Origin of the sequence: Novosphingobium sp. Fuku2-ISO-50, from assembly GCF_001519055.1 — a bacterium.
In the GTDB taxonomy this organism is placed as follows: domain Bacteria; phylum Pseudomonadota; class Alphaproteobacteria; order Sphingomonadales; family Sphingomonadaceae; genus Novosphingobium.
The window spans coordinates 196313-214577 of record NZ_KQ954287.1; the positions used below are offsets into that span (position 1 = coordinate 196313).

The 18265-nt window shown below is 63.6% G+C and carries 21 protein-coding genes; 10 read left to right on the forward strand and 11 right to left on the reverse strand.

Annotation, left to right across the window (positions count from 1 at the left end):
• Positions 1–113 precede the first annotated feature (113 nt).
• Together AQZ50_RS21245 and AQZ50_RS20365 are read right to left on the reverse strand one after the other, a co-directional pair.
• Positions 114–392, reverse strand: coding sequence for a DUF6804 family protein (locus AQZ50_RS21245; protein ID WP_369801392.1), 279 nt, complete (start codon positions 390–392; stop codon positions 114–116).
• Positions 393–447: 55 nt separating this feature from the next.
• Positions 448–957: a hypothetical protein gene (locus AQZ50_RS20365; protein ID WP_156427252.1), complete on the reverse strand. Its 510-nt coding sequence runs from the start codon at positions 955–957 to the stop codon at positions 448–450.
• 541 nt (positions 958–1498) lie between these two features.
• Here AQZ50_RS20365 and AQZ50_RS06605 point away from each other — a divergent pair.
• Positions 1499–1681 (forward strand): Flp family type IVb pilin, encoded by a 183-nt coding sequence (locus AQZ50_RS06605; RefSeq protein ID WP_067744354.1) that lies wholly within the window; start codon positions 1499–1501, stop codon positions 1679–1681.
• Positions 1682–2047: 366 nt separating this feature from the next.
• On the forward strand, positions 2048–2230 hold the full coding sequence (locus AQZ50_RS06610) for a Flp family type IVb pilin (protein ID WP_067744357.1): 183 nt from the start codon (positions 2048–2050) through the stop codon (positions 2228–2230).
• Between the two features lie 60 nt (positions 2231–2290).
• On the opposite strand, the gene mutM is transcribed toward AQZ50_RS06610, so the two are convergent.
• Complete coding sequence (gene mutM / locus AQZ50_RS06615; protein ID WP_067744360.1) at positions 2291–3103, reverse strand: bifunctional DNA-formamidopyrimidine glycosylase/DNA-(apurinic or apyrimidinic site) lyase; 813 nt, start codon at positions 3101–3103, stop codon at positions 2291–2293.
• A gap of 113 nt (positions 3104–3216) precedes the next feature.
• On the opposite strand from mutM, the gene AQZ50_RS06620 reads away from it, so the two are divergent.
• The 3 genes from AQZ50_RS06620 to AQZ50_RS06630 are packed head-to-tail and all read left to right on the forward strand — an operon-like array spanning position 3217 to position 6692.
• Positions 3217–3966: a class I SAM-dependent methyltransferase gene (locus AQZ50_RS06620; RefSeq protein ID WP_067744363.1), complete on the forward strand. Its 750-nt coding sequence runs from the start codon at positions 3217–3219 to the stop codon at positions 3964–3966.
• Positions 3967–3979: 13 nt separating this feature from the next.
• Complete coding sequence (ubiB, locus tag AQZ50_RS06625) at positions 3980–5554, forward strand: 2-polyprenylphenol 6-hydroxylase (RefSeq protein ID WP_067744365.1); 1575 nt, start codon at positions 3980–3982, stop codon at positions 5552–5554.
• Between the two features lies 1 nt (position 5555).
• Entirely contained in the window at positions 5556–6692 is a 1137-nt protein-coding gene (locus AQZ50_RS06630) for an acyltransferase family protein (RefSeq protein ID WP_067744368.1), read from the forward strand.
• A gap of 3 nt (positions 6693–6695) precedes the next feature.
• On the opposite strand, the gene AQZ50_RS06635 is transcribed toward AQZ50_RS06630, so the two are convergent.
• The gene (locus AQZ50_RS06635) at positions 6696–7094 is read right to left on the reverse strand and encodes a hypothetical protein (protein ID WP_067744749.1); all 399 of its coding nucleotides are present in this window, start codon (positions 7092–7094) and stop codon (positions 6696–6698) included.
• 93 nt (positions 7095–7187) lie between these two features.
• Here AQZ50_RS06635 and coaBC point away from each other — a divergent pair, with 93 nt between their 5' ends.
• Both coaBC and dut read left to right on the forward strand, forming a co-directional pair.
• Positions 7188–8381 (forward strand): bifunctional phosphopantothenoylcysteine decarboxylase/phosphopantothenate--cysteine ligase CoaBC, encoded by a 1194-nt coding sequence (gene coaBC, locus AQZ50_RS06640; RefSeq protein ID WP_067744760.1) that lies wholly within the window; start codon positions 7188–7190, stop codon positions 8379–8381.
• On the forward strand, positions 8368–8853 hold the full coding sequence (dut, locus tag AQZ50_RS06645) for a dUTP diphosphatase (RefSeq protein WP_067744371.1): 486 nt from the start codon (positions 8368–8370) through the stop codon (positions 8851–8853). The genes coaBC and dut overlap by 14 nt, the downstream gene beginning before the upstream one ends.
• Positions 8854–8897: 44 nt before the next feature.
• Here the strand turns inward: dut and AQZ50_RS06650 are convergent, their stop codons facing one another.
• The 4 genes from AQZ50_RS06650 to secB all read right to left on the reverse strand — a co-directional run bounded on the left by AQZ50_RS06650 (position 8898) and on the right by secB (position 12964).
• A complete protein-coding gene (locus tag AQZ50_RS06650; protein ID WP_067744763.1) occupies positions 8898–9566 on the reverse strand; it encodes a DUF4136 domain-containing protein in 669 nt (222 codons plus the stop codon).
• Positions 9567–9766: 200 nt separating this feature from the next.
• Positions 9767–10783, reverse strand: coding sequence for a tryptophan--tRNA ligase (gene trpS / locus AQZ50_RS06655; protein WP_067744373.1), 1017 nt, complete (start codon positions 10781–10783; stop codon positions 9767–9769).
• Positions 10784–10795: 12 nt separating this feature from the next.
• Positions 10796–12373, reverse strand: coding sequence for a murein biosynthesis integral membrane protein MurJ (gene murJ, locus AQZ50_RS06660; protein WP_067744376.1), 1578 nt, complete (start codon positions 12371–12373; stop codon positions 10796–10798).
• Positions 12374–12439: 66 nt separating this feature from the next.
• Positions 12440–12964: a protein-export chaperone SecB gene (secB, locus tag AQZ50_RS06665; protein ID WP_067744379.1), complete on the reverse strand. Its 525-nt coding sequence runs from the start codon at positions 12962–12964 to the stop codon at positions 12440–12442.
• Between the two features lie 317 nt (positions 12965–13281).
• Between secB and AQZ50_RS06670 the strand changes: the two genes are divergently transcribed.
• Genes AQZ50_RS06670 through AQZ50_RS06680 form a run of 3 tightly spaced genes read left to right on the forward strand, consistent with a single transcriptional unit; the run spans position 13282 to position 15746 of the window.
• Positions 13282–13959, forward strand: a complete 678-nt coding sequence (locus AQZ50_RS06670) for a Tim44/TimA family putative adaptor protein (RefSeq protein ID WP_067744382.1) — start codon at positions 13282–13284, stop codon at positions 13957–13959.
• Between the two features lie 3 nt (positions 13960–13962).
• A complete protein-coding gene (locus tag AQZ50_RS06675) occupies positions 13963–15168 on the forward strand; it encodes a murein transglycosylase A (protein WP_067744385.1) in 1206 nt (401 codons plus the stop codon).
• Positions 15165–15746: a Smr/MutS family protein gene (locus tag AQZ50_RS06680; RefSeq protein WP_067744388.1), complete on the forward strand. Its 582-nt coding sequence runs from the start codon at positions 15165–15167 to the stop codon at positions 15744–15746. The genes AQZ50_RS06675 and AQZ50_RS06680 overlap by 4 nt, the downstream gene beginning before the upstream one ends.
• Here AQZ50_RS06680 and dapE read toward each other — a convergent pair.
• The 3 genes from dapE to yihA are packed head-to-tail and all read right to left on the reverse strand — an operon-like array spanning position 15729 to position 18263.
• A complete protein-coding gene (gene dapE / locus AQZ50_RS06685) occupies positions 15729–16877 on the reverse strand; it encodes a succinyl-diaminopimelate desuccinylase (protein WP_067744390.1) in 1149 nt (382 codons plus the stop codon). The two genes, AQZ50_RS06680 and dapE, sit on opposite strands and share 18 nt — an antisense overlap.
• Positions 16874–17548, reverse strand: coding sequence for a glutathione S-transferase family protein (locus AQZ50_RS06690; protein ID WP_067744393.1), 675 nt, complete (start codon positions 17546–17548; stop codon positions 16874–16876). The genes dapE and AQZ50_RS06690 overlap by 4 nt, the downstream gene beginning before the upstream one ends.
• A gap of 46 nt (positions 17549–17594) precedes the next feature.
• Positions 17595–18263: a ribosome biogenesis GTP-binding protein YihA/YsxC gene (gene yihA, locus AQZ50_RS06695; RefSeq protein WP_067744396.1), complete on the reverse strand. Its 669-nt coding sequence runs from the start codon at positions 18261–18263 to the stop codon at positions 17595–17597.
• Between the last annotated feature and the right edge of the window lie 2 nt (positions 18264–18265).

Sequence of the window (18265 nt, forward strand, 5' to 3'; positions counted from 1 at the left end):
GGCGAGTGACGATCGCGCTTCGGAATGCCCGGCCTCGGTTGGAAAGAGAGAGATATAACGCGCGGGCGCGAGGCTAATTAGCTAGGGTTGAAGGCTGTGAAAAAGGAAGTCCATCAATCTCCGACGGACGTTTTTGCACTAAAGCTAAGGTACACGGAAAAAATTAATGCCAATGCCGACGCTAGATTCAATACGGCCGAGCCCTGCCGTTCAAAATGGAATGGAGCCAGAGGGTTGAAGATTGCCGCCACGATTGCTGCTGGCATCACGGCCAAACGCCTTCCTTGCATCCAAAGGCAGGTCAAACTTATCCCACAAAGGACAAGCGTGTATGAGCGAAGATCCTCGTAAAAGCGATGTGGCAGACGTTGCACGGCCATGACCATAACCATCGCGTTTGCGCTTGGAGCCACAATTCCAAAAAATCTTATTATATTCTCCTTAATTTCATTCCGATATTAATTCATCAATAGGAATGTAGCCTCTCCTCAAAATATACCAATCTGAAAATCCAATTTTTTCAAGTATTCGTCTTTGTAGAATTCCTATTTGTGATAATTTAACAAATCTTTTTCCTTTTAGAAATGCCTCAATCATTGTCACCGGTAAGCCGAAAATTATTGTTCCAGATATTGGCCAAAAAAACGAGAAAATCGCCAGAGCCATTTTACCTTCTGACCAAAGTTGATACGCAACAATAGGTAATATGACAAATCTTGCCAAATAAATTAGGCCGCCAACTTTCAAAGTTGCAATCGATATAAAACGTGAAGGAACAATTAAATACCAAAAAATTGATGAAGTTATTATTATTTCACAGGTGAACTTTATTCCAAAATAATATAGTACAATTGGCCCATATATAGAGCTCATGAAGACTGGCCAATTTTGCCATTCGATCGCTCGAAGGTTGGCCCAATTAACGACCTCACCCGCTGCGCTTTCATCGATTTCCATATCACCCTCACCTTTACACGAACCAGCGGACTCGTGGGCTGCTTGCGCAGAACGGCTGACGGTCGGATGAACAACTCGCGATGTCAACGGCTACCGTTTTCAAAAATCGGCGCGGATTTTGGGGCAGGCCTGATAAAAAGTTCGCCCGGAGTGCGGACACCCGCTTTCCCAAGGTGCGGAATGCGCCCAGAACAGGGGAATGCTACCTGCCGCACTGTACCGTCCGAGGCGCTGCTGCGGACGCAGCGGGAACGATTGGGGGCCTTATTGGGGGCCTTGCCGCAATAACACTGTCAAAAAATGCTAGATACTCGCCATTTTCAGACACATTTGCGGTTCCCGCTACCTCCAGATTCCGCCAACGACCGTCCGCCCCCCTTTGGGCTCCACAGACCTTGCGTGGACGAGCACGAACAGGTTGCGACTGCCGCCCTTGAAGCGGCCAGGCGTTCCGCAGAGGTTAACCCAAGTTTCACACCCACCTTATAAAATCCCTGTCAGGAATTTATCGGGACCGTCGACAAACTACAGGGGACGCCGCATGAAACTGATCAATCGCATTTTGAAGGACGAGGCTGGCGCGACTGCCATCGAATATGGCCTGATGGCCGCATTGATCAGCGTCGCCGCAATCTCCGCGATGGGCGCGCTCGGCAACTCGCTTTCGAACACTTTCAACTATGTTTCGGGCCAGATGACCAACGCGCAGAGCGGCAAGCTCTGACAAGCGCGCATCCGGGCAACCGTTTGGCAGGGGGCGAGGAGACTCGCCCCCTTTTTCGTTTGCCCCGCCCAGGTTCGGGCGAATCAGACCAGCGCCCCTACGAAACAGTCCCTAGCCCTGCGCCGCCGATTCGTTCGTCCGGTGGGCGCATGGCAAACCTTGCCGCAAACGCCGGCCGCTTCGTCCAGCTTCGGGACACGACAGCGCCGCAAAGATCGCGATTCCCCCTTAATCCAGAGCCCGGTCGTAAAAAGACCTGCGAAAAGCACCGCGCAGGGCCTCAGCTTTAACCTGTGATTTACGCCCTGCTCATAAAACGGGTCTTGCCACTCCGGGGACACGAGCGGCATCTAAGGGGAATATATCATGAAGCTGATCAACAAGATTCTCAAGGACGAAGCCGGCGCCACCGCGATTGAATACGGCCTGATCGCCGCTCTGATCGCCGTCGCCGCGATCACCGCGATGGGTTCGCTGGGCAACTCGCTCTCGAACACCTTCAACTACGTCTCGGGTCAGATGACCAACGCTCAGAGCGGCAAGCTCTAAGTCGTAAGTCGAGACTACGACGTTCGAGGGGGGCGAGGAAACTCGCCCCCCTTTTCGTATTCACTTCTGACAACGCGGGCAGAAAAAGCTCGATCGGCCGCCCTGCACCACGCGCTGCACACGCCCTCCGCAGGCACATGGCTCATTCTCGCGGCCATAGACCCGCCAATCCTTGGCGAAATAGCCGAGCTCACCATCAGGGCGGGCATAATCGCGCAAGGTCGATCCGCCTGCCGCGATCGCTTCGGACAAGACCGCGCGGATTTCGGGCACCAGCCGACCGAGCGCCGCCAGCGACACTTTGCCCGCTTCACGTACCGGATGGATACGCGCGCGATGCAGCGCTTCGCAGACATAGATATTGCCCAGCCCGGCCACGATGCCCTGATCGAGCAGCAGCAGTTTGACAGCGGCGATTCGCCCCTGAAATGCGCGCGCCAGGTGCGCCACGGTCAGATCGGGGCCGAGCGGTTCCGGCCCCAGCGCGGCAAACGGCGCAAAGGCATGAAGCGCGGCGGTATCGACCAGATCGACCGAGCCGAATCGGCGCGCATCGTTCAGCGCCAGAACGTGTCCCTTGCCGGTTTCGAGCACGAGGTGATCGTGGCGCCCGATCTCGCTCGGATCGATTCGCCAGCGCCCCGACATGCCTAAGTGAAACACCATGGTCTGCCCCCGATCGGTCTGCACCAGCCCGTATTTCGCGCGCCGCCCCAGCGCGACGACGCGCGCGCCGGTCAGCACCTGGACAAGGTCGGGCGGAAAGGGGCGACGCAGATCGGGGCGGTTGACCGCAACGCGCACCAGTCGGTCGCCGGCCAGCACTGTGGCCAGCCCGCGGACTGTGGTTTCGACTTCGGGTAATTCGGGCATCGACACCCAGTGTGGTTCGAGGGGAGGAAACCGGGATCATCGACCAATTTCACCCGTAAAGGAATCCCTATCGGGCTTTGCCGGGCGAACAATTGTGACTAAAGCCCCTGTCCATGACCACCAGCGACGCGCCTGCCGAAACCGCCTCCTTTGGATACGAGGACATTCCTGCCGAGGAAAAGGTCGCCCGTGTCGGCGCGATCTTTTCCAATGTGGCCAAGCGCTATGACGTGATGAACGACGCCATGTCGGGCGGCATGCATCGGCTGTGGAAGGATCGCTTTGTCGCGCGGGTCAAGCCGCAGCAGGGCGAATCGATTCTCGACATGGCCGGCGGCACCGGCGACATCGCCTTTCGCATGGCCAGGCGCGGCGCCGCGATTACCGTGTCCGACATCAATCAGGACATGCTCGACGTCGGCATCGAACGCGCGGAAAAGCGCGGAATTACCGGGCTCGAATGGTCGTGCCAGAATGCCGAGCAACTCGATTTCGCCGATCGCCGCTTCGATGCCTATACGATCGCGTTCGGCATCCGCAATGTCACCCATATCGATCGCGCGCTGGCCGAGGCGCATCGCGTGCTGAAATTCGGCGGGCGGTTCTTCTGCCTCGAATTTTCGACCACCGAATGGCCCGGTTTTGCCGAAATCTATGATCTCTATTCGCACCATGTCGTGCCGCAGATCGGCAAGATCATCGCCGACGACGCCGATTCGTACCGCTATCTGATCGAATCGATCCGGCGTTTCCCGCCGATGCCGGCCTTTGCCGCCATGATTCGCGAAGCCGGCTTTAGCCGGGTGAAAGTCGAACCGATCCTGGGCGGGTTGGTCGCAATCCATTCCGGCTGGAAGGTCTGAAGGGACCATACGCTTGGCCATTTCCGACCTTGTCCATATCCGCCGCCTGCTGGGCTGGGGCCGGATCCTCGCCCGCCATGGCGCGCTGCGCGGCATCGAGCGCGATCGCAACACGCCGGGGCCCGTGCGCCGCCTGTGCCGCATTGCGCGTTTCGGCACGATCCAGCCCGCGTTGCCCGATTATGCCGGGGCGTTTCGCGCAATTGGCCCGGCGGCGATCAAGCTGGGACAGACGCTCGCCACACGTCCGGACATCGTCGGCGAAGAGGCCGCGCGCAATCTGCTGACATTGCAGGATCAATTGCCGCCGGTCGATTTCGCCGCGATCCGGCATGAAATCGAATCGAGCTTTGAACGCCCGCTCGAAAGCCTGTTTGCGACATTCGATCCCGAGCCGGTCGGCGCTGCCTCGATCGCGCAAGTGCACCGCGCCACGACGATCGACGGGCGCGATGTCGCCGTCAAGATCCTGCGCCCCGGCGTGCGGGAGAAATTCGCCCGCGATATCGAGACTTACGAATGGGCTGCGGCCCATCTCGAAGCGCTCGACGGTGAAGCGCGGCGGCTGCGCCCGCGGCTGGTGATTGCCAATTTCCGCCGCTGGACACTGCGCGAGCTCGATTTCCGGCGCGAGGCGGCCTCCGCTTCGGAACTGGCCGATGTCATGCACGCCTTTCCCGGCTATCGCGTGCCGGCGATCGATTGGGATCGTACCAATGGCCGGGTGATGACGCTCGACTGGATCGACGGCATCAAGATCAGCGATGTCGATCGGCTCGATGCCGCAGGCCATGACCGCAAGGATCTGGCGCAACGGCTGGTGCTTGCCTTTCTGACCCAGGCGATCAGCGGCGGCTATTTCCATGCCGACATGCATCAGGGCAACCTGTTCGTCACCGCCGACGGCACGATCGTCGCCATCGATTTCGGCATCATGGGGCGGATCGACCGCCGCGCACGGCAATGGCTGGCCGAAATCCTCTATGGCCTGACCACGGGCAACTACCGCCGCGTCGCCGAAATCCATTTCGAGGCGCAATATGTGCCGAGCTATCACTCGGTCGACGAATTCGCGACCGCGCTGCGCGCCGTGGGCGAGCCGATGCGCGGGCGCCCGGTCAGCGAGCTCTCGGTCGGGCAAATGCTCGACGGCCTGTTTGCGATCACGCGCGATTTCGACATGGCGACACAGCCGCACTTGCTGCTCCTGCAAAAGACCATGGTCATGGTCGAAGGCATCGCCACCCAGCTCGACCCGCAGATCAACATGTGGGACACCGCCGCGCCGTTTGTGAAAAGCTGGATCCGCGACGAACTGGGGCCCGAGGCCGCGATTGCCGAACGCCTTCGCGACGATACCGCGACGCTGTTGCGCATACCCGACCTCATTCGCCGTATCGAGGACCGTTTCCCGGCCAAGGGCGGCGCGCCCGAAGCGCCGCCGCTGCCCGACATCGCGCTGATGTGGGACAGGCGCGCCGGGGGCCAGGGCCCCGGCTGGGTCAGCACGATCGCCACGCATCTGGCTGCCGCCGGGATCGGCGCGGCGATCTTTGTCCTGGGTCTAGCCTCGGGCTGGTGGGGCTGACGTGGCCGGCCTGCGCCTGCCAAAGCGGCATTTCAACGCGCTTGACCTGTCACGGCTGCTGGCAGCCTGCGCGGTGCTGTTCTGGCATTACCAGCATTTTTTCGTGCCGCCGGTGGATTTCGAATTCCATGTCCGCCGCTCGATCGCGCCGTTTTATCGCGAACTTGCCTGGGTCTATGACTATGGCCATGTCGCGGTGGAATATTTCTGGGCGGTGTCGGGATTCGTCTTTACCCATGTCTATCTTGCCGACATGGGTGCGCGCGGACGGTTCTGGCTGGCGCGGCTGGCGCGGCTGTGGCCTTTGCACCTTTTGACCTTGATGGTCGTCGCGGTGCTGCAGGGGATCTATACCCACACCAACGGCACCGCGTTCATCTATCACCATCAGGATTTCAAGCATTTCCTGCTCAATCTGGGCATGGCGCATTACTGGGGTTTTCAGGACAACCAGTCGTACAACGGTCCGTCCTGGTCGCTGTCGACCGAAATCCTGGCCTATGCGGCATTCTGGGTCTTGCTGCCTGCGTTGCGCCGGATGCCGCTGGCGCTGGCTGCGCCGGTCGCATTGGCCATGTTTGCGCTGGTCTTCGACAACATCCTGCCGCCCGATGCCCCGCCGCAGGCGCTGGCGGCAAAGCTGGTCCCGGTAGTCAGCTGCATCGGCTATTTCTTTGCCGGCGCGGCGGTCTATGGCGCGGTGCTCAAAGGCTGGCTCGATGCGCCGCGACTGGTCGTGCTGGCGCCGGTGCTGGCGTTTGCGGGCTATGCGTTGTCGGGGATGAAAGTCCATGGCCACGATGCGGCAATCCTGGCGGGCACATTTGCCGTGCTGTTTGCCACGCTGGCGATCGACCTTGTCGACCGCAACGACGCGCTGCGGCTTGGCCGGAAACTGGGCGATGCCTCGTATGGCATCTATCTTTGGCATTTTCCGCTGCAACTGGCGCTGGTGCTGCTGGTCGACGCGACGCTTGGCACGCGCATGGTATTTCGCCAGCCGGTGTTCCTGCTGATCTTTGTCGGCGCCTCGCTGCTTGCCGGATTTGCCTCGCATCGCTGGATCGAGCGACCCGCGCAGCGCATGGTCTTGCGCCTTGCGGATCGCTTCAAGCCCGGTCGCCGCGCGACAGCCTGACTTTCAGGTCGTCAGGTCGGCGATGCGGTGGTGCGGCAAAAAGCGCCAACCGGCGAGCAGCAGCAGCACTTCGATCGCTTCGACCGCCATCGGCGCCGGCCAGCCGGGATAAGGCCCGGTCAGCACGAGATCGAGCGCGCGCCCCAGAAACGACACCGCAAACAGCAGCATCGGTACGAGCAAGAGATCGGCATTGCGGCGCCAGGCGCCCCACAACATGGCAAACCCGGCCACACCGAAAAACGCGGTGAAATCCGCACGGATGGTCGAGATTCCCGCGCTCGCCACCGGAACGACGCCCAGCCCTTGCGCCACTTCGAGCGGAGTAAACAGAAACGAGGCGGCCATGAGCAGATCGAACAGGCCGATCAGGAATATGAGAGCGGTGAGGGCAAGGCGCATCGGCATGGTTTCCAATTCGGTTGCGGGCAATTCGGTTGCCGGTCGGTTGCCAAAATGATTGCGCCTGCCGCCGCGCCAATGCAAGAAGCAGCCATGCTGCATTTTCCCCGGCGCATCCTGCTTGTCATCGGCGGCGGCATTGCCGCCTACAAAGCCGCCGAACTCGTGCGCCTGATCCGCCGCGAAGGCGCCGACGTGACGTGCGTGCTGACCGAGGCGGGAACGCGCTTCGTCACCCCGCTGACGCTCGCGGCGCTGAGCGAAAACCCGGTCCACACCACGCTGTGGGATCTCAAAAACGAAGTCGAAATGGGGCATATCCGCCTTTCGCGTGAGGCGGATCTGGTGGTGGTCTGCCCGGCGACGGCCGATCTGATGGCGCGGATGGCGGCGGGCATGGCCGATGATCTGGCCACCACGCTGCTGCTCGCCACCGACAAGCCGGTCATGGCCGCGCCCGCGATGAACGTGCGGATGTGGCAACACGAAGCGACGATCGCGAATGTCGCGGCGCTGCGCGCGCGCGGCGTCACGGTGATGGAACCCGACGAAGGCGCCATGGCCTGCGGCGAATTCGGCCCCGGTCGCCTGCCCGAACCCGAAGCGATCATGGCCGCGATTCGGGCACGATTTGGCGCGGCGCGCGCCCTGGCGGGCAAACATGTCCTGATCACCGCCGGGCCGACTCACGAACCGATCGACCCGGTGCGCTATATCGCCAACCGGTCGAGCGGGAAGCAGGGCTTTGCCCTGGCCGCCGCAGCCGCCGAGGCGGGGGCGCAAGTCACGCTGATCGCGGGGCCGGTCGCTCTGCCGACGCCGCCGGGGGTATGCCGTGTCGATGTCGAAACCGCGCGCGAAATGGCCGAAGCGGTCGATGCCGCCCTGCCCTGCGATGTCGCGATCATGGTCGCGGCCGTGGCCGACTGGCGTGTCGCCGACGCGGCCGGGCAAAAGCGAAAAAAGGACGGAACGGGCCGCATCGCGCCGCTCGAACTCGTCGAAAACCCCGATATTCTCGCCGGGCTCGGGCATGCCGTGCTGAAACCGCGCCTGCTGATCGGCTTTGCCGCCGAGACCGAGCACGTCATCGCCCATGCCGAGGCAAAACTGGCGCGCAAGGGCGCCGACTGGATCATTGCCAACGACGTGTCGGGCGATGTCATGGGCGGCGCGGACAACACGGTCCACATCGTCACCGCCGCCGGGGTGGACAGTCTGCCGCGCATGCCAAAAGCCGAAGTGGCGCGCGCAATCATTGCAAAGGTGGCCGATGCACTCTCCTGATCCGATTCCCGTTCTTGTCCGCCGCCTGCCCGGCAACGACGACTTGCCGCTGCCCGGCTATGCCACCGATGGCGCCGCCGGAATGGACGTGGTCGCCGCCGAAGACGTGGCGATTGCGCCGGGTGCGCGCCAGGCCGTGGCTACAGGGCTTGCCGTGGCGATCCCGGCGGGGTTTGAAATCCAGGTCCGCCCAAGGTCGGGCCTTGCGCTGAAGCACGGCGTCACCGTGCCCAACACGCCGGGCACGATCGACAGCGATTATCGCGGCGAGCTGAAAGTCATCCTGATCAACCATGGCGACACGACGTTTGTCGTGCAGCGCGGCGACCGCATAGCGCAATTGGTGCTGGCCCCGGTCACCCGCGCCACATGGCTCGAAGTCGAACAGCTCGACGAAACCGCGCGCGGCGAAGGCGGCTTTGGCTCGACCGGTGTCGCTTCGGGCGAAAATCTCTCCGCGCTGCCGGGTTAAGCGCCTCCTCCTCCCCGACTCGAGGAGGAGGAATGCGCCCCGACTTACTTCTTCTTTTCGGGCGGGATCGAGATGCGCACGGTTTCTCCGGGTTTGCCGGGGAAGCCGGTAAACAGCGCATCGACCAGATTGGGCACGAGATAGGGCAGGCGGTTCGAGGTCGAGACGGCCTCCGCCTTGCCTTCGAACAGCCGCTGACCGTCGCTGCGGCGCTTGATCCGCACTTCGATACCGCTGGTATAGACCGTCGTCACGCTGACGTCGTTGAACCAGGGGTCATAGAGGCCATAGCCCCAGAAGTGACGTGAGCCATAGAACCCGCCGCGCCCATAGCCATAGCCGTGCCAGGGGCCCCAGAACGGGTCCGGACCATACATGCTGAGTTTGTCGCGGCCCTTGTCGACGCCATAATCGAATTCGACGACAAGGTCCGACGTCGCCGGATCGCCCGCGATATAGCCCAGTTTGTGCAGTTGTTCGCCGACCAGCCCGGCGTATTGCGCGAATTCCAGCCCGCCCGCATTGCGCGGATCTTCGGCAACCACGGCAAACGTCTGACCGGCAGGCGCGGGCAGTTCATGCTGAAACCGCGAGACATTGGCATTGAACGGTTCGGCACAGCCCGACAGGCCGCCGGTCAATGTGGCGGCCAGAACCATCGGCAGGGCGATTGCCGCGATCCGGCGAAACGGAAACGTCTTGGGTATCGGCATTTCATCCAACTCCTGATCGACCCGGCTTCCCCTGCCGAACCGGGATCTCATGCGAACCTGCGGGCTGACGGTATAAATATGCCCCAGGCCTGACATCGGCAAAGGTTGAACGCGGCAGACCGCCCCAACCCTTCGCGAAGTCCGTAGCAGGAGATTTGCCCCAGCTTATGCAGCTTGACCAGCCCCCATGATCGTACGGCTCACCTGACCAGCCCAAGCGCGGCATAAGCCGCATCGAGCGTCGGCTGCGCGAGTGTGCGCGCCTTTTGCGCGCCTGTGGCCAGGATCGCGTCGAGCGTGGTGTGATCCTCGCGCAGATCGCGATAGCGCGCGGCGATCGGCGCCAACCGTTCGACCAGCAATTCGCCCAGCGCGGGTTTGAACGCGCCAAATCCCTGCCCGCCGAATTCGGCGAGAATCGAATCGACATCGCGGCCCGACATCACCGCATAGATCCCGACCAGATTGCGCGCCTCGGCCCGGCCTTCGAGCCCGGCGGCTTCGCTCGGCAAAGGCTCGGGATCGGTCCGCGCCTTTTTCACTTTCTGCATGATCGTGTCGGCATCGTCGGTCAGATTGATGCGGCTCTGATCCGAGGGATCGGACTTGCTCATCTTGGCATTGCCGTCGCGCAGGCTCATGATTCGCGCGGCCTGCGGAGGGATGATCGGATCGGGCAGCGTGAACACCGGCGCGGCTTCGCTGGCGAAATCGTTGTTGAACTTCTGCGCGACATCGCGCGCGAGTTCGAGATGCTGTTTCTGGTCCTCGCCGACCGGGACATGCGTCGCCTGATACAGCAGGACGTCGGCGGCCTGAAGCACAGGATAGGTAAACAGCGCGACCGAGGCGCCTTCGCGGTTCTTGCCCGCCTTGTCCTTCCATTGCGTCATGCGGTTCAACCAGCCCATCCGCGCCGTGCCGTTGAGCAGCCATTGCAGCTCCACATGAGCGGGGACTTGCGCCTGATTGAACAGGACCGAACGATCGGGATCGATCCCGCAGGCAACCAGCGCGGCGACCATTTCGCGCGTGTTGGCTGCCAGATCGGCCGGCACATGCGGCATCGAAATGGCATGCAGGTCGGCCAGGAAATACAGGCAGGTCGCGCCCTTGGCAGTCCATTCGTCCTGCATCGCCACCCAGTTGCGAATCGCCCCGAGATAGTTGCCGAGGTGAAGATTGCCGGTAGGCTGAATGCCGGAAACGATACGCATTGACGTCAGACCTTATGACTTTGAAGGGCGGCGGCGCCGCAAGAGCAGGGCGAGGTCATCGCGGGAAAAAGCCCCCATGACGACTGTGGCGAGGCCATAGACCACCATGCCCGCGCAAACCAGCGTCGCCAGCGCGCCAAAACGCATCAGCCAGGATCCATGGACATAGGGCATGATCAGCATCTGCCCGCGCCACAGCACCGCCCCCATGGCCAGCGCCGCCAGCAGCAGGCGCGGCGCGCGGCGTCGCAAGCGGCGATCGGCGATGAAATGCCCGCGCCGCACCAGCCGGTGATAGAGCATCCAGACGTTGACCGTCGACGCGATCGCGGTCGCCAGCGGCGGGCCGATATGTTTGAGCGGCACGATCAGCACCAGATTGCCCACCAGATTGATCACGATCGAGATCATCGCAAAGCGCACCGGCGTCTTCGTATCCTGCCGCGCATAGAACCCCGGCGTGAGTACCTTGACGAGGATATAGCTGGGCAGCCCGATCGAAAACGCAGCCAGGGCCTGCGCGGTAAAATGCGTATTTTCCGGCGTATAGCGGCCATAGCCGAACAGCGCCGCCGCGATCGGCTCGCCACAGACCACCAGCGCCACCGTCGCCGGCAAAGTCAGCAACAGCGCCAGCTCCATCCCGCGATTTTGCGTATCAAGCGCGGCCAGATCCTCGCCCGCGCCCAACTGGCGCGCAATCGTGGGCAGCAGCACGGTGCCGAGCCCGATCCCGATCAGCCCCAGCGGCAACTGGTTCAGCCGGTCGGCCATGTAGATATACGTGACCGAGCCGTGATCGAGCAACGACGAGGCAAGCAGGGTCGAGATCGTCAGATTGATCTGCGCCGCGCCCGCGCCTGCGGCCGCCGGCAGGATCAGGATCATCAGCCGTTTGACATCGGGATTGAGCCGGGGCAGCCGCAGCCGCAAGCTGACCCCGTTCATGCGGCAGGCCCAGCCCAGCCAGACCAGTTGCAACGCGCCCGAAACCGACACCGCAATCGACTGGTTGCGCGCGGTGATCATCGGATCGTGGCTGTGAAACAGCATGATCGCCGCAATCATGGTCAGATTGAGCAGGATCGGCGCCGCCGCGTTGACCCAGAATTTGTGCAGCGAATTCAGGATGCCGCCAAACAGCGACACGAGGCTGATCAGCATCAGATAGGGGATGGTCCAGCGCGAGCAATTGACCGCAAAGGCAAATTCGCTCTCGCTCACACCATGAAACTTGCCCGACAGGAGCAAGGTCACCGGCCAGGCAAAGACTTCGAGCAGCACGGTCATCATCAGCAGCGTCGGCAGGAGCACCGCCAGCGCCTGTTCGGCAAAGACCAGACCATCGTCCAGCCCGCGCCCTTCGGGATCGGCCACTTTCTGATTGAACATCGGGATGAACGCCGAGGCAAAGGCCCCTTCGGCGAACAACGCACGAAACATGTTGGGCAAACGGAACGCGACCAGAAACGCGTCCGAGGCAAAGCTCGCCCCGACATAGCGCGCAAACAGGCTGTCGCGCACCAGTCCCAGCACGCGGCTGATCAGCGTCAGTCCGCCGATCGTTCCGGTGGCCTTAAGCAGATTCATGGTCGGGCATGGCTGGCAGAGGAGCGGGGGGGCGGCGGTCCGAGGCTCTGCCGCCCCCCGGCACGATCAGGCTTCGCCCATCGGGTTGGCAACGGCGGCTTCGGCCTGCTGTTGCAACTGCGCGAAATAGAGCCCGTTGAAATCGATCGGCTCGAGCATCAGCGGGGCAAACCCGGCATCGCGCACCGCATCGGCAATGACGCGGCGGGCAAACGGGAACAGCATGCGCGGCGCTTCGGCAAACAGGAACGGATGCGCCTGATCATCGGGGATATTGCGCATCGCGACCAGGCCGCCAAACGCCAGTTCGACGATATAGGCGGTGCCCTGCGAGGTCTTGGAGACGGCCTTGATCTTGAGTTCAACCTCATGCACGTCGGGCCCCAGAGTGCGCGCGGCGATGTTGAAATCGATCTGCATTTCCGGGGTTTCGGCCCACTGGAAGCTATCGGGCGCGTTGGGATTTTCGACCGAGAGGTCTTTCACATATTGCGAGATGAACCCGATCGCCGGGCTGGTGTCTTCGCCGTTGGCAAGCGGCGCGCCCTGATCAAGGTTGAGATTGCTGATGATGTTGCCTTCGTCGGCCATGGATCGTGCTTTCATGGTATCTGGCGTGAATTTCGCGTCGGGATGGGCCGCATGCGCCTCGCCCCGCCCTGACCGGCGCGCCTAGCACCTGCATCGGCCATCGGCAACCGCCGCCAGACGTGTTGGCCGATCCCGCAAACAGGACTTTTGGGGTGGGCTGCGCGCTTTTTTGCCACGGAAACGCAACAAAGGCTCGTCCATCGGTTGTTCATTTGTAAATCGTATCTATCTCGGGCATTATAAGTGTCGGTTGTTTCGACAGGGGTGCGATTCTTGGCTCCTGTCGCCGCCCGGACACCCAAGCGGGAATTTGGCGCGTGATTGTTGAAATTGTCATCGTGGCGATGATCGCCGTATTTCTGGGCCTGCGGCTTTACGCCGTGCTCGGTCGTCGCCTGGAAGAAAGCGACGAGCCGCTGCGCCGTCGGCTCGAACAGGCCGATCCGCAGGCGACGCCGCGCGCGATGCCGTCAAAGCTGGCGGACAAGACCACGATCGCGCCCCGCTCGGCGGGAATCGCTGTCGAGCCGACCTGCTTCGACGCCAATGCCGAAGCAGGCATTCGCGCGATCATCGCGGCCGATCGCCGGTTTGACGTCACGATGTTCCTGGCCGGAGCCAAAGCCGCCTATGGCATGGTGCTCGAAACGTTCTGGCGCGGCGACAAGGACGCGCTGGCGCAATTGTGCGAACACGCCGTCTATGACAGCTTTGCCGCCGCAATCGACGCCCGCAATGCAGCTGGCGAAACGGTCGACGCGCGCCTTATCCGCATCAACGATGCCCGCATCGTCTCGGCCGATTATTCCGCGCCGGTCGCGCGTATCGCGGTGCGCTTCGTCGCCGACATTGCCTCGGTCACGCGCAATGGCGAAGGCGCAGTCATCGCCGGATCGCTCGACGACGCGATCGAAAGCCGCGATTTGTGGACGTTTACCCGCGACCTGACCTCGCGCGACCCCGACTGGCAGCTCGACGAAGCCGACCAGGGCTGATCCATGATGGGCCGGATTGCCGGGGGACGTGCGGCGGCGCTTGTGCTCGCCCTTTCCCTCCTGTCGGCCTGTGGCCAGATCGTACCGCCTGCAAAGCAGCAAAAGCCGGTGGTGGCGGCCAATGCAGTCTCGATCGGCGTGCGCCGTGGCCCGCCCCTGCCCGGCCTGACGATACCCCTCTCGGGCGCGCGCCGCGCACTCAATGCCTTCGCCGCGAGCTGTGCGCGGGCATCGCTGCGCCCCGATACCAGCGGGCTGACCCAGCCTCAGGATTGGGCAGCGCCCTGCCAGGCCGCGGGCACCTGGCCGCGCGACGATGCCGCGCGCTTTTTTGCGACATGGTTCGAAACCGCCATCGTGGGCACCGGCACGACGTATGTCACCGGCTATTTCGAGCCGGAAATTGCCGGTTCGCGCAGCCATCTGCCCGGATTTGACGTGCCGATCTATCGCTTGCCACCCGACCTCGTGCGCGCGCGGCCCGGCGATGCGCCGCCCGGGCCCGACGGTCGGCAACCGCTCGGTCGTTATGATGCCAATGGCATTTTCGTGCCTTATTGGGATCGTGCGCAGATCGAGGACGGCGCCCTTGCCGGCAAGGGTCTTGAAATCGGCTGGGCGGCGGACCCGGCGGAATTGTTCTTTCTCCAGGTTCAGGGCTCGGGTCGGCTGCGCGCGCCCGACGGCACGGTCATGCGCATCGGCTATGCCGGCGAAAACGGCTGGGCCTATACCGGCATCGGCAGCGTGATGAACGGCCTGGGCCTGATCGGCAGCGGCCCTGGTCAATATGCGGGATCGATGCAGGGTATCTTGCGCTATATCCGCGAAAACCCTGCGCAAGGCCGTGCGCTGATGCGGCAAAACCGCAGCTTCATCTTTTTCCGCGACACCACGGCGATTGCCGGTGATCCGACCACCGGCCCGGTCGGCGCGCTGTCGGTTCCGGTAACCCCGCGCGTCACACTCGCGGTCGATCCCGCTTTCGTGCCGCTCGGCGCGCCGGTGTTCCTGACCACCGACCGGCCCGATGTCGGCGGCCTGTGGGTCGCACAGGATACCGGCGGCGCGATCAAGGGCGCAAACCGGTTCGACAGCTTCTGGGGCGCCGGCGCGGAGGCGCGCCACATCGCTGGGGGCATGAGCGCGCACGGTCAGGCGCTGATCCTTGTCCCGCGCGGCGTGCTTGCCCGTCTCCGCGCCCGATGAAACGCCCGCCGCGCGGGTTGAGCGCAGACGAAGCGGCGCTTTGGCGCAAAGTCGCCGCGACAGTCACCCCGCTTCATCCCCCCGCCGCAAAGCCGCCCGCTGCAATCGTTGCCGCGCCGCCGCCCGTCGCCGCGCCTGCCCCCCCGCCAGCCAAACGCGTGCGCGGGCGCGTGCCGCCGCCGCTCGTGCCACCAGCCCCGCCGCCGCCAGCTTCGCGCCCGCTGACCAGCGAAGGGCTCGACGGTAGCTGGGACCGCAAGCTGGCGCGCGGCGCCATCGTGCCCGATGTCACGATCGATTTGCACGGCATGACGCTCGACACCGCGCATGCCCGGCTGAACGGCGGCATCGCGCAGGCGCTGGCCATCGGTGCGCGGGTGATCCTGCTGATCGCGGGCAAGCCTCGCCCCCACGGCGACCACGACCAGCGCGGCGAACGGCGCGGGGCCATTCGCGCCAAGCTGCTCGACTGGCTCGCCCACAGCCCGCACGCCGGGCAGATCGCCGCCGTGCGCGCCGCCAGCCCCCGCCACGGCGGCGCGGGCGCGGTCTATATCGTGTTACGCCGCCTGCGCTAACGCGGCCAAGGCGATCCGGCGATAGATCCGGGCAAGCACGACGAGATCGTCCATCGCCACGGCTTCGTCCTTTTTGTGCATCGTCGCGTTGGACAGGCCGAATTCGATCACCGGACACAGCGCGCGCAGGAACCGCGCATCCGAGGTGCCGCCGCTCGTCGACAATTCCGGCGTGATCCCGGTTTCCGTCAAAACCGCATCGGACACCAGCGTCGAAAACGCGCCGGGCAGCGTCAGGAACGCCTCGCCGGAAATCACCGCACTCGCCTCGACGCCATGGCGCCGGGCCATCGCAGTCACCCGCGCGACAAGGTCAGGCCCGGTGTGCAAATCATTGAACCGGATCGACAGGCGCGCCCGCGCTTCGGCCGGGATAACATTGGTCGCCGGATTGCCCACGCCCAGATCGGTCACTTCCAGATTGGACGGCTGAAACCACTCGCTGCCCCGATCAAGCTCGATCGCATCGAGTTCGGCAAGCAGCGCGATCAACCGGGGAATCGGATTGTCGGCGAGATGCGGATAGGCGACATGCCCCTGCGCGCCCCGCGCCGTCAGCCAGATGTTGACCGAGCCGCGCCGCCCGATCTTGGCCATGTCGCCCAGCCGGTGAACCGAAGTCGGCTCCCCCACCAGGCACACGTCGGGCACATGCCCCACCTTGCGCAAATGGGCGATGATTTCGACCGTTCCAAAGCGCGCCGGCCCTTCCTCGTCACCAGTGATCAGAAAGCTGATCGTGCCGGCCTCGACGGGAATCGTCGCGACCGCCGCGACCATGGCCGCGATCGCCCCCTTCATGTCGACCGCGCCGCGCCCATAGAGCAAATCGCCGCGCCGTTCGGGCGCAAACGGGGCGCTGGTCCAGCCTTCGCCCGGCGGCACCACATCGAGATGCCCGGCAAAGGCAAAATGGCGGCTCCCGGCGGGCCCTTCGCGCACCGCCACGAGGTTTTCGACCGGCCCGTCGGGCGCCTCTCCGGCCGTGAAGCGATGCACGGCAAAGCCCAGCGGGGCCAGTTGCCCGGCAAGCTCGGCAAAGACCGCGCCGGTGGCGGGTGTCACGCTGTCACAGGCGATCAGACGTTCGGTCAGCAGGACCGGATCGGGCAAAGTGTCGTCAAGGATCATGCAATCGGGCTTTCCGGCAATTCGTAGCATTCGATGCGCCAGGGTTCGGCAGCGGCTTCGGCACGCCAGGCGGCAATCCAGGGATGCTCGTTCAACGCCTCGACATAGCCTTGCGCAAATCCCGGCAGCCGCACGCCATAGCCGATCATGCGCAGCGCGACGGGCGCAAAGGCAATATCGGCCGCGCCGAACGTGCCAAACAGAAACGGGCCGCCCTCGCCGAACCGCGCCCGCGCCTCGGCCCAAAGCGTCAGGATACGATCGACGTCGGCCACGACCGGCGGCGCCAGCGCAACAGGCGCACCGTTGCGCCCCAGATTGAACGGCAGCGCGCCGCGCAATGCAGCAAACCCGCCATGCATTTCCGCCACCAGCGACCGGGCCAGCCCCGCCGCTTCGTCCCCGCGCGGCCAGAACCGTTCGCGCCCGACCCGATCGGCCAGATATTCGAGGATTGCCAGACTGTCCCACACGACGCCCGCGCCGTCCCACAGCACCGGCACTTTGCCCGCCGACGGCGCAATCGCGGGGTTCGCCCGGCGCACATCAGCCCAGTCAGGGCCAAACAGCGGGACCAGCTCGACATCGAACGGCAGGCCCGACTGACGACAGGCCAGCCAGCCGCGCAACGACCAGCTCGAATATCTGCGATTGCCGATCACCAGCTTCATCATCACATCACCCCCACCCCCCTGCGACCGTGGGCTCGTGCGTGCTTCAGATTTCCGAATCTTCGAGGATCGCGGCGCGCAGCGCGGCGATGCCGGTGCGCTTTTCCGCCGATGTGATCATCACGCCGGGGAAAGCGGCGATATGCTTGCGCGCCACGGCCTCGGTCGCCGCATGGACGGCGGCAAGCTCGTCGGCGCGGACTTTGTCCGCCTTGGTCAGGACGATGCGATAGCCGACAGCGGCTTCGTCGAGCATCGTCATCATCTCGGCATCGACCGGCTTCACCCCGTGCCGCGCATCGATCAGCAACAGCGTGCGTTTGAGCACGACGCGACCGCGCAGGAAATCGCGCACCAGCTTGCGCCAGGCTTCGACGACTTTGGGCGGGGCCTTGGCAAAGCCATAGCCGGGCATGTCGACCAGCCGCATCACAGTCGGATCGCCGACTTCAAACCAGTTGAGTTCCTGCGTCCGCCCCGGCGTGACCGACGCGCGTGCAATCGACTTGCGCCCGGTCACAGCGTTGAGCAGCGAGGATTTGCCGACATTCGACCGACCGGCAAAGGCGATCTCGGGCGCGCCGGGATCGGGCAGGAATTTGAGCGAAGGTGCCGATTTGAGGAAATCGACGCGCCCCGAAAAGAGCGCGCTGGCGCGCTCTTCAAGCGCCATCAGGCGCAGGCCTTCTTCATCGGGTCCGGTGCGCGATACCATGC

Bases quoted from the DNA above. Each gene is read 5' to 3' on its own strand.
- AQZ50_RS21245 (WP_369801392.1), bottom strand. From the start codon at position 392: ATGGTTATGGTCATGGCCGTGCAACGTCTGCCACATCGCTTTTACGAG.
- AQZ50_RS20365 (WP_156427252.1), bottom strand. From the start codon at position 957: ATGGAAATCGATGAAAGCGCAGCGGGTGAGGTCGTTAATTGGGCCAAC.
- AQZ50_RS06605 (WP_067744354.1), top strand. From the start codon at position 1,499: ATGAAACTGATCAATCGCATTTTGAAGGACGAGGCTGGCGCGACTGCC.
- AQZ50_RS06610 (WP_067744357.1), top strand. From the start codon at position 2,048: ATGAAGCTGATCAACAAGATTCTCAAGGACGAAGCCGGCGCCACCGCG.
- mutM (WP_067744360.1), bottom strand. From the start codon at position 3,103: ATGCCCGAATTACCCGAAGTCGAAACCACAGTCCGCGGGCTGGCCACA.
- AQZ50_RS06620 (WP_067744363.1), top strand. From the start codon at position 3,217: ATGACCACCAGCGACGCGCCTGCCGAAACCGCCTCCTTTGGATACGAG.
- AQZ50_RS06635 (WP_067744749.1), bottom strand. From the start codon at position 7,094: ATGCGCCTTGCCCTCACCGCTCTCATATTCCTGATCGGCCTGTTCGAT.
- coaBC (WP_067744760.1), top strand. From the start codon at position 7,188: ATGCTGCATTTTCCCCGGCGCATCCTGCTTGTCATCGGCGGCGGCATT.
- dut (WP_067744371.1), top strand. From the start codon at position 8,368: ATGCACTCTCCTGATCCGATTCCCGTTCTTGTCCGCCGCCTGCCCGGC.
- AQZ50_RS06650 (WP_067744763.1), bottom strand. From the start codon at position 9,566: ATGCCGATACCCAAGACGTTTCCGTTTCGCCGGATCGCGGCAATCGCC.
- trpS (WP_067744373.1), bottom strand. From the start codon at position 10,783: ATGCGTATCGTTTCCGGCATTCAGCCTACCGGCAATCTTCACCTCGGC.
- murJ (WP_067744376.1), bottom strand. From the start codon at position 12,373: ATGAATCTGCTTAAGGCCACCGGAACGATCGGCGGACTGACGCTGATC.
- secB (WP_067744379.1), bottom strand. From the start codon at position 12,964: ATGGCCGACGAAGGCAACATCATCAGCAATCTCAACCTTGATCAGGGC.
- AQZ50_RS06675 (WP_067744385.1), top strand. From the start codon at position 13,963: ATGATGGGCCGGATTGCCGGGGGACGTGCGGCGGCGCTTGTGCTCGCC.
- AQZ50_RS06680 (WP_067744388.1), top strand. From the start codon at position 15,165: ATGAAACGCCCGCCGCGCGGGTTGAGCGCAGACGAAGCGGCGCTTTGG.
- dapE (WP_067744390.1), bottom strand. From the start codon at position 16,877: ATGATCCTTGACGACACTTTGCCCGATCCGGTCCTGCTGACCGAACGT.
- AQZ50_RS06690 (WP_067744393.1), bottom strand. From the start codon at position 17,548: ATGAAGCTGGTGATCGGCAATCGCAGATATTCGAGCTGGTCGTTGCGC.
- yihA (WP_067744396.1), bottom strand. From the start codon at position 18,263: ATGGTATCGCGCACCGGACCCGATGAAGAAGGCCTGCGCCTGATGGCG.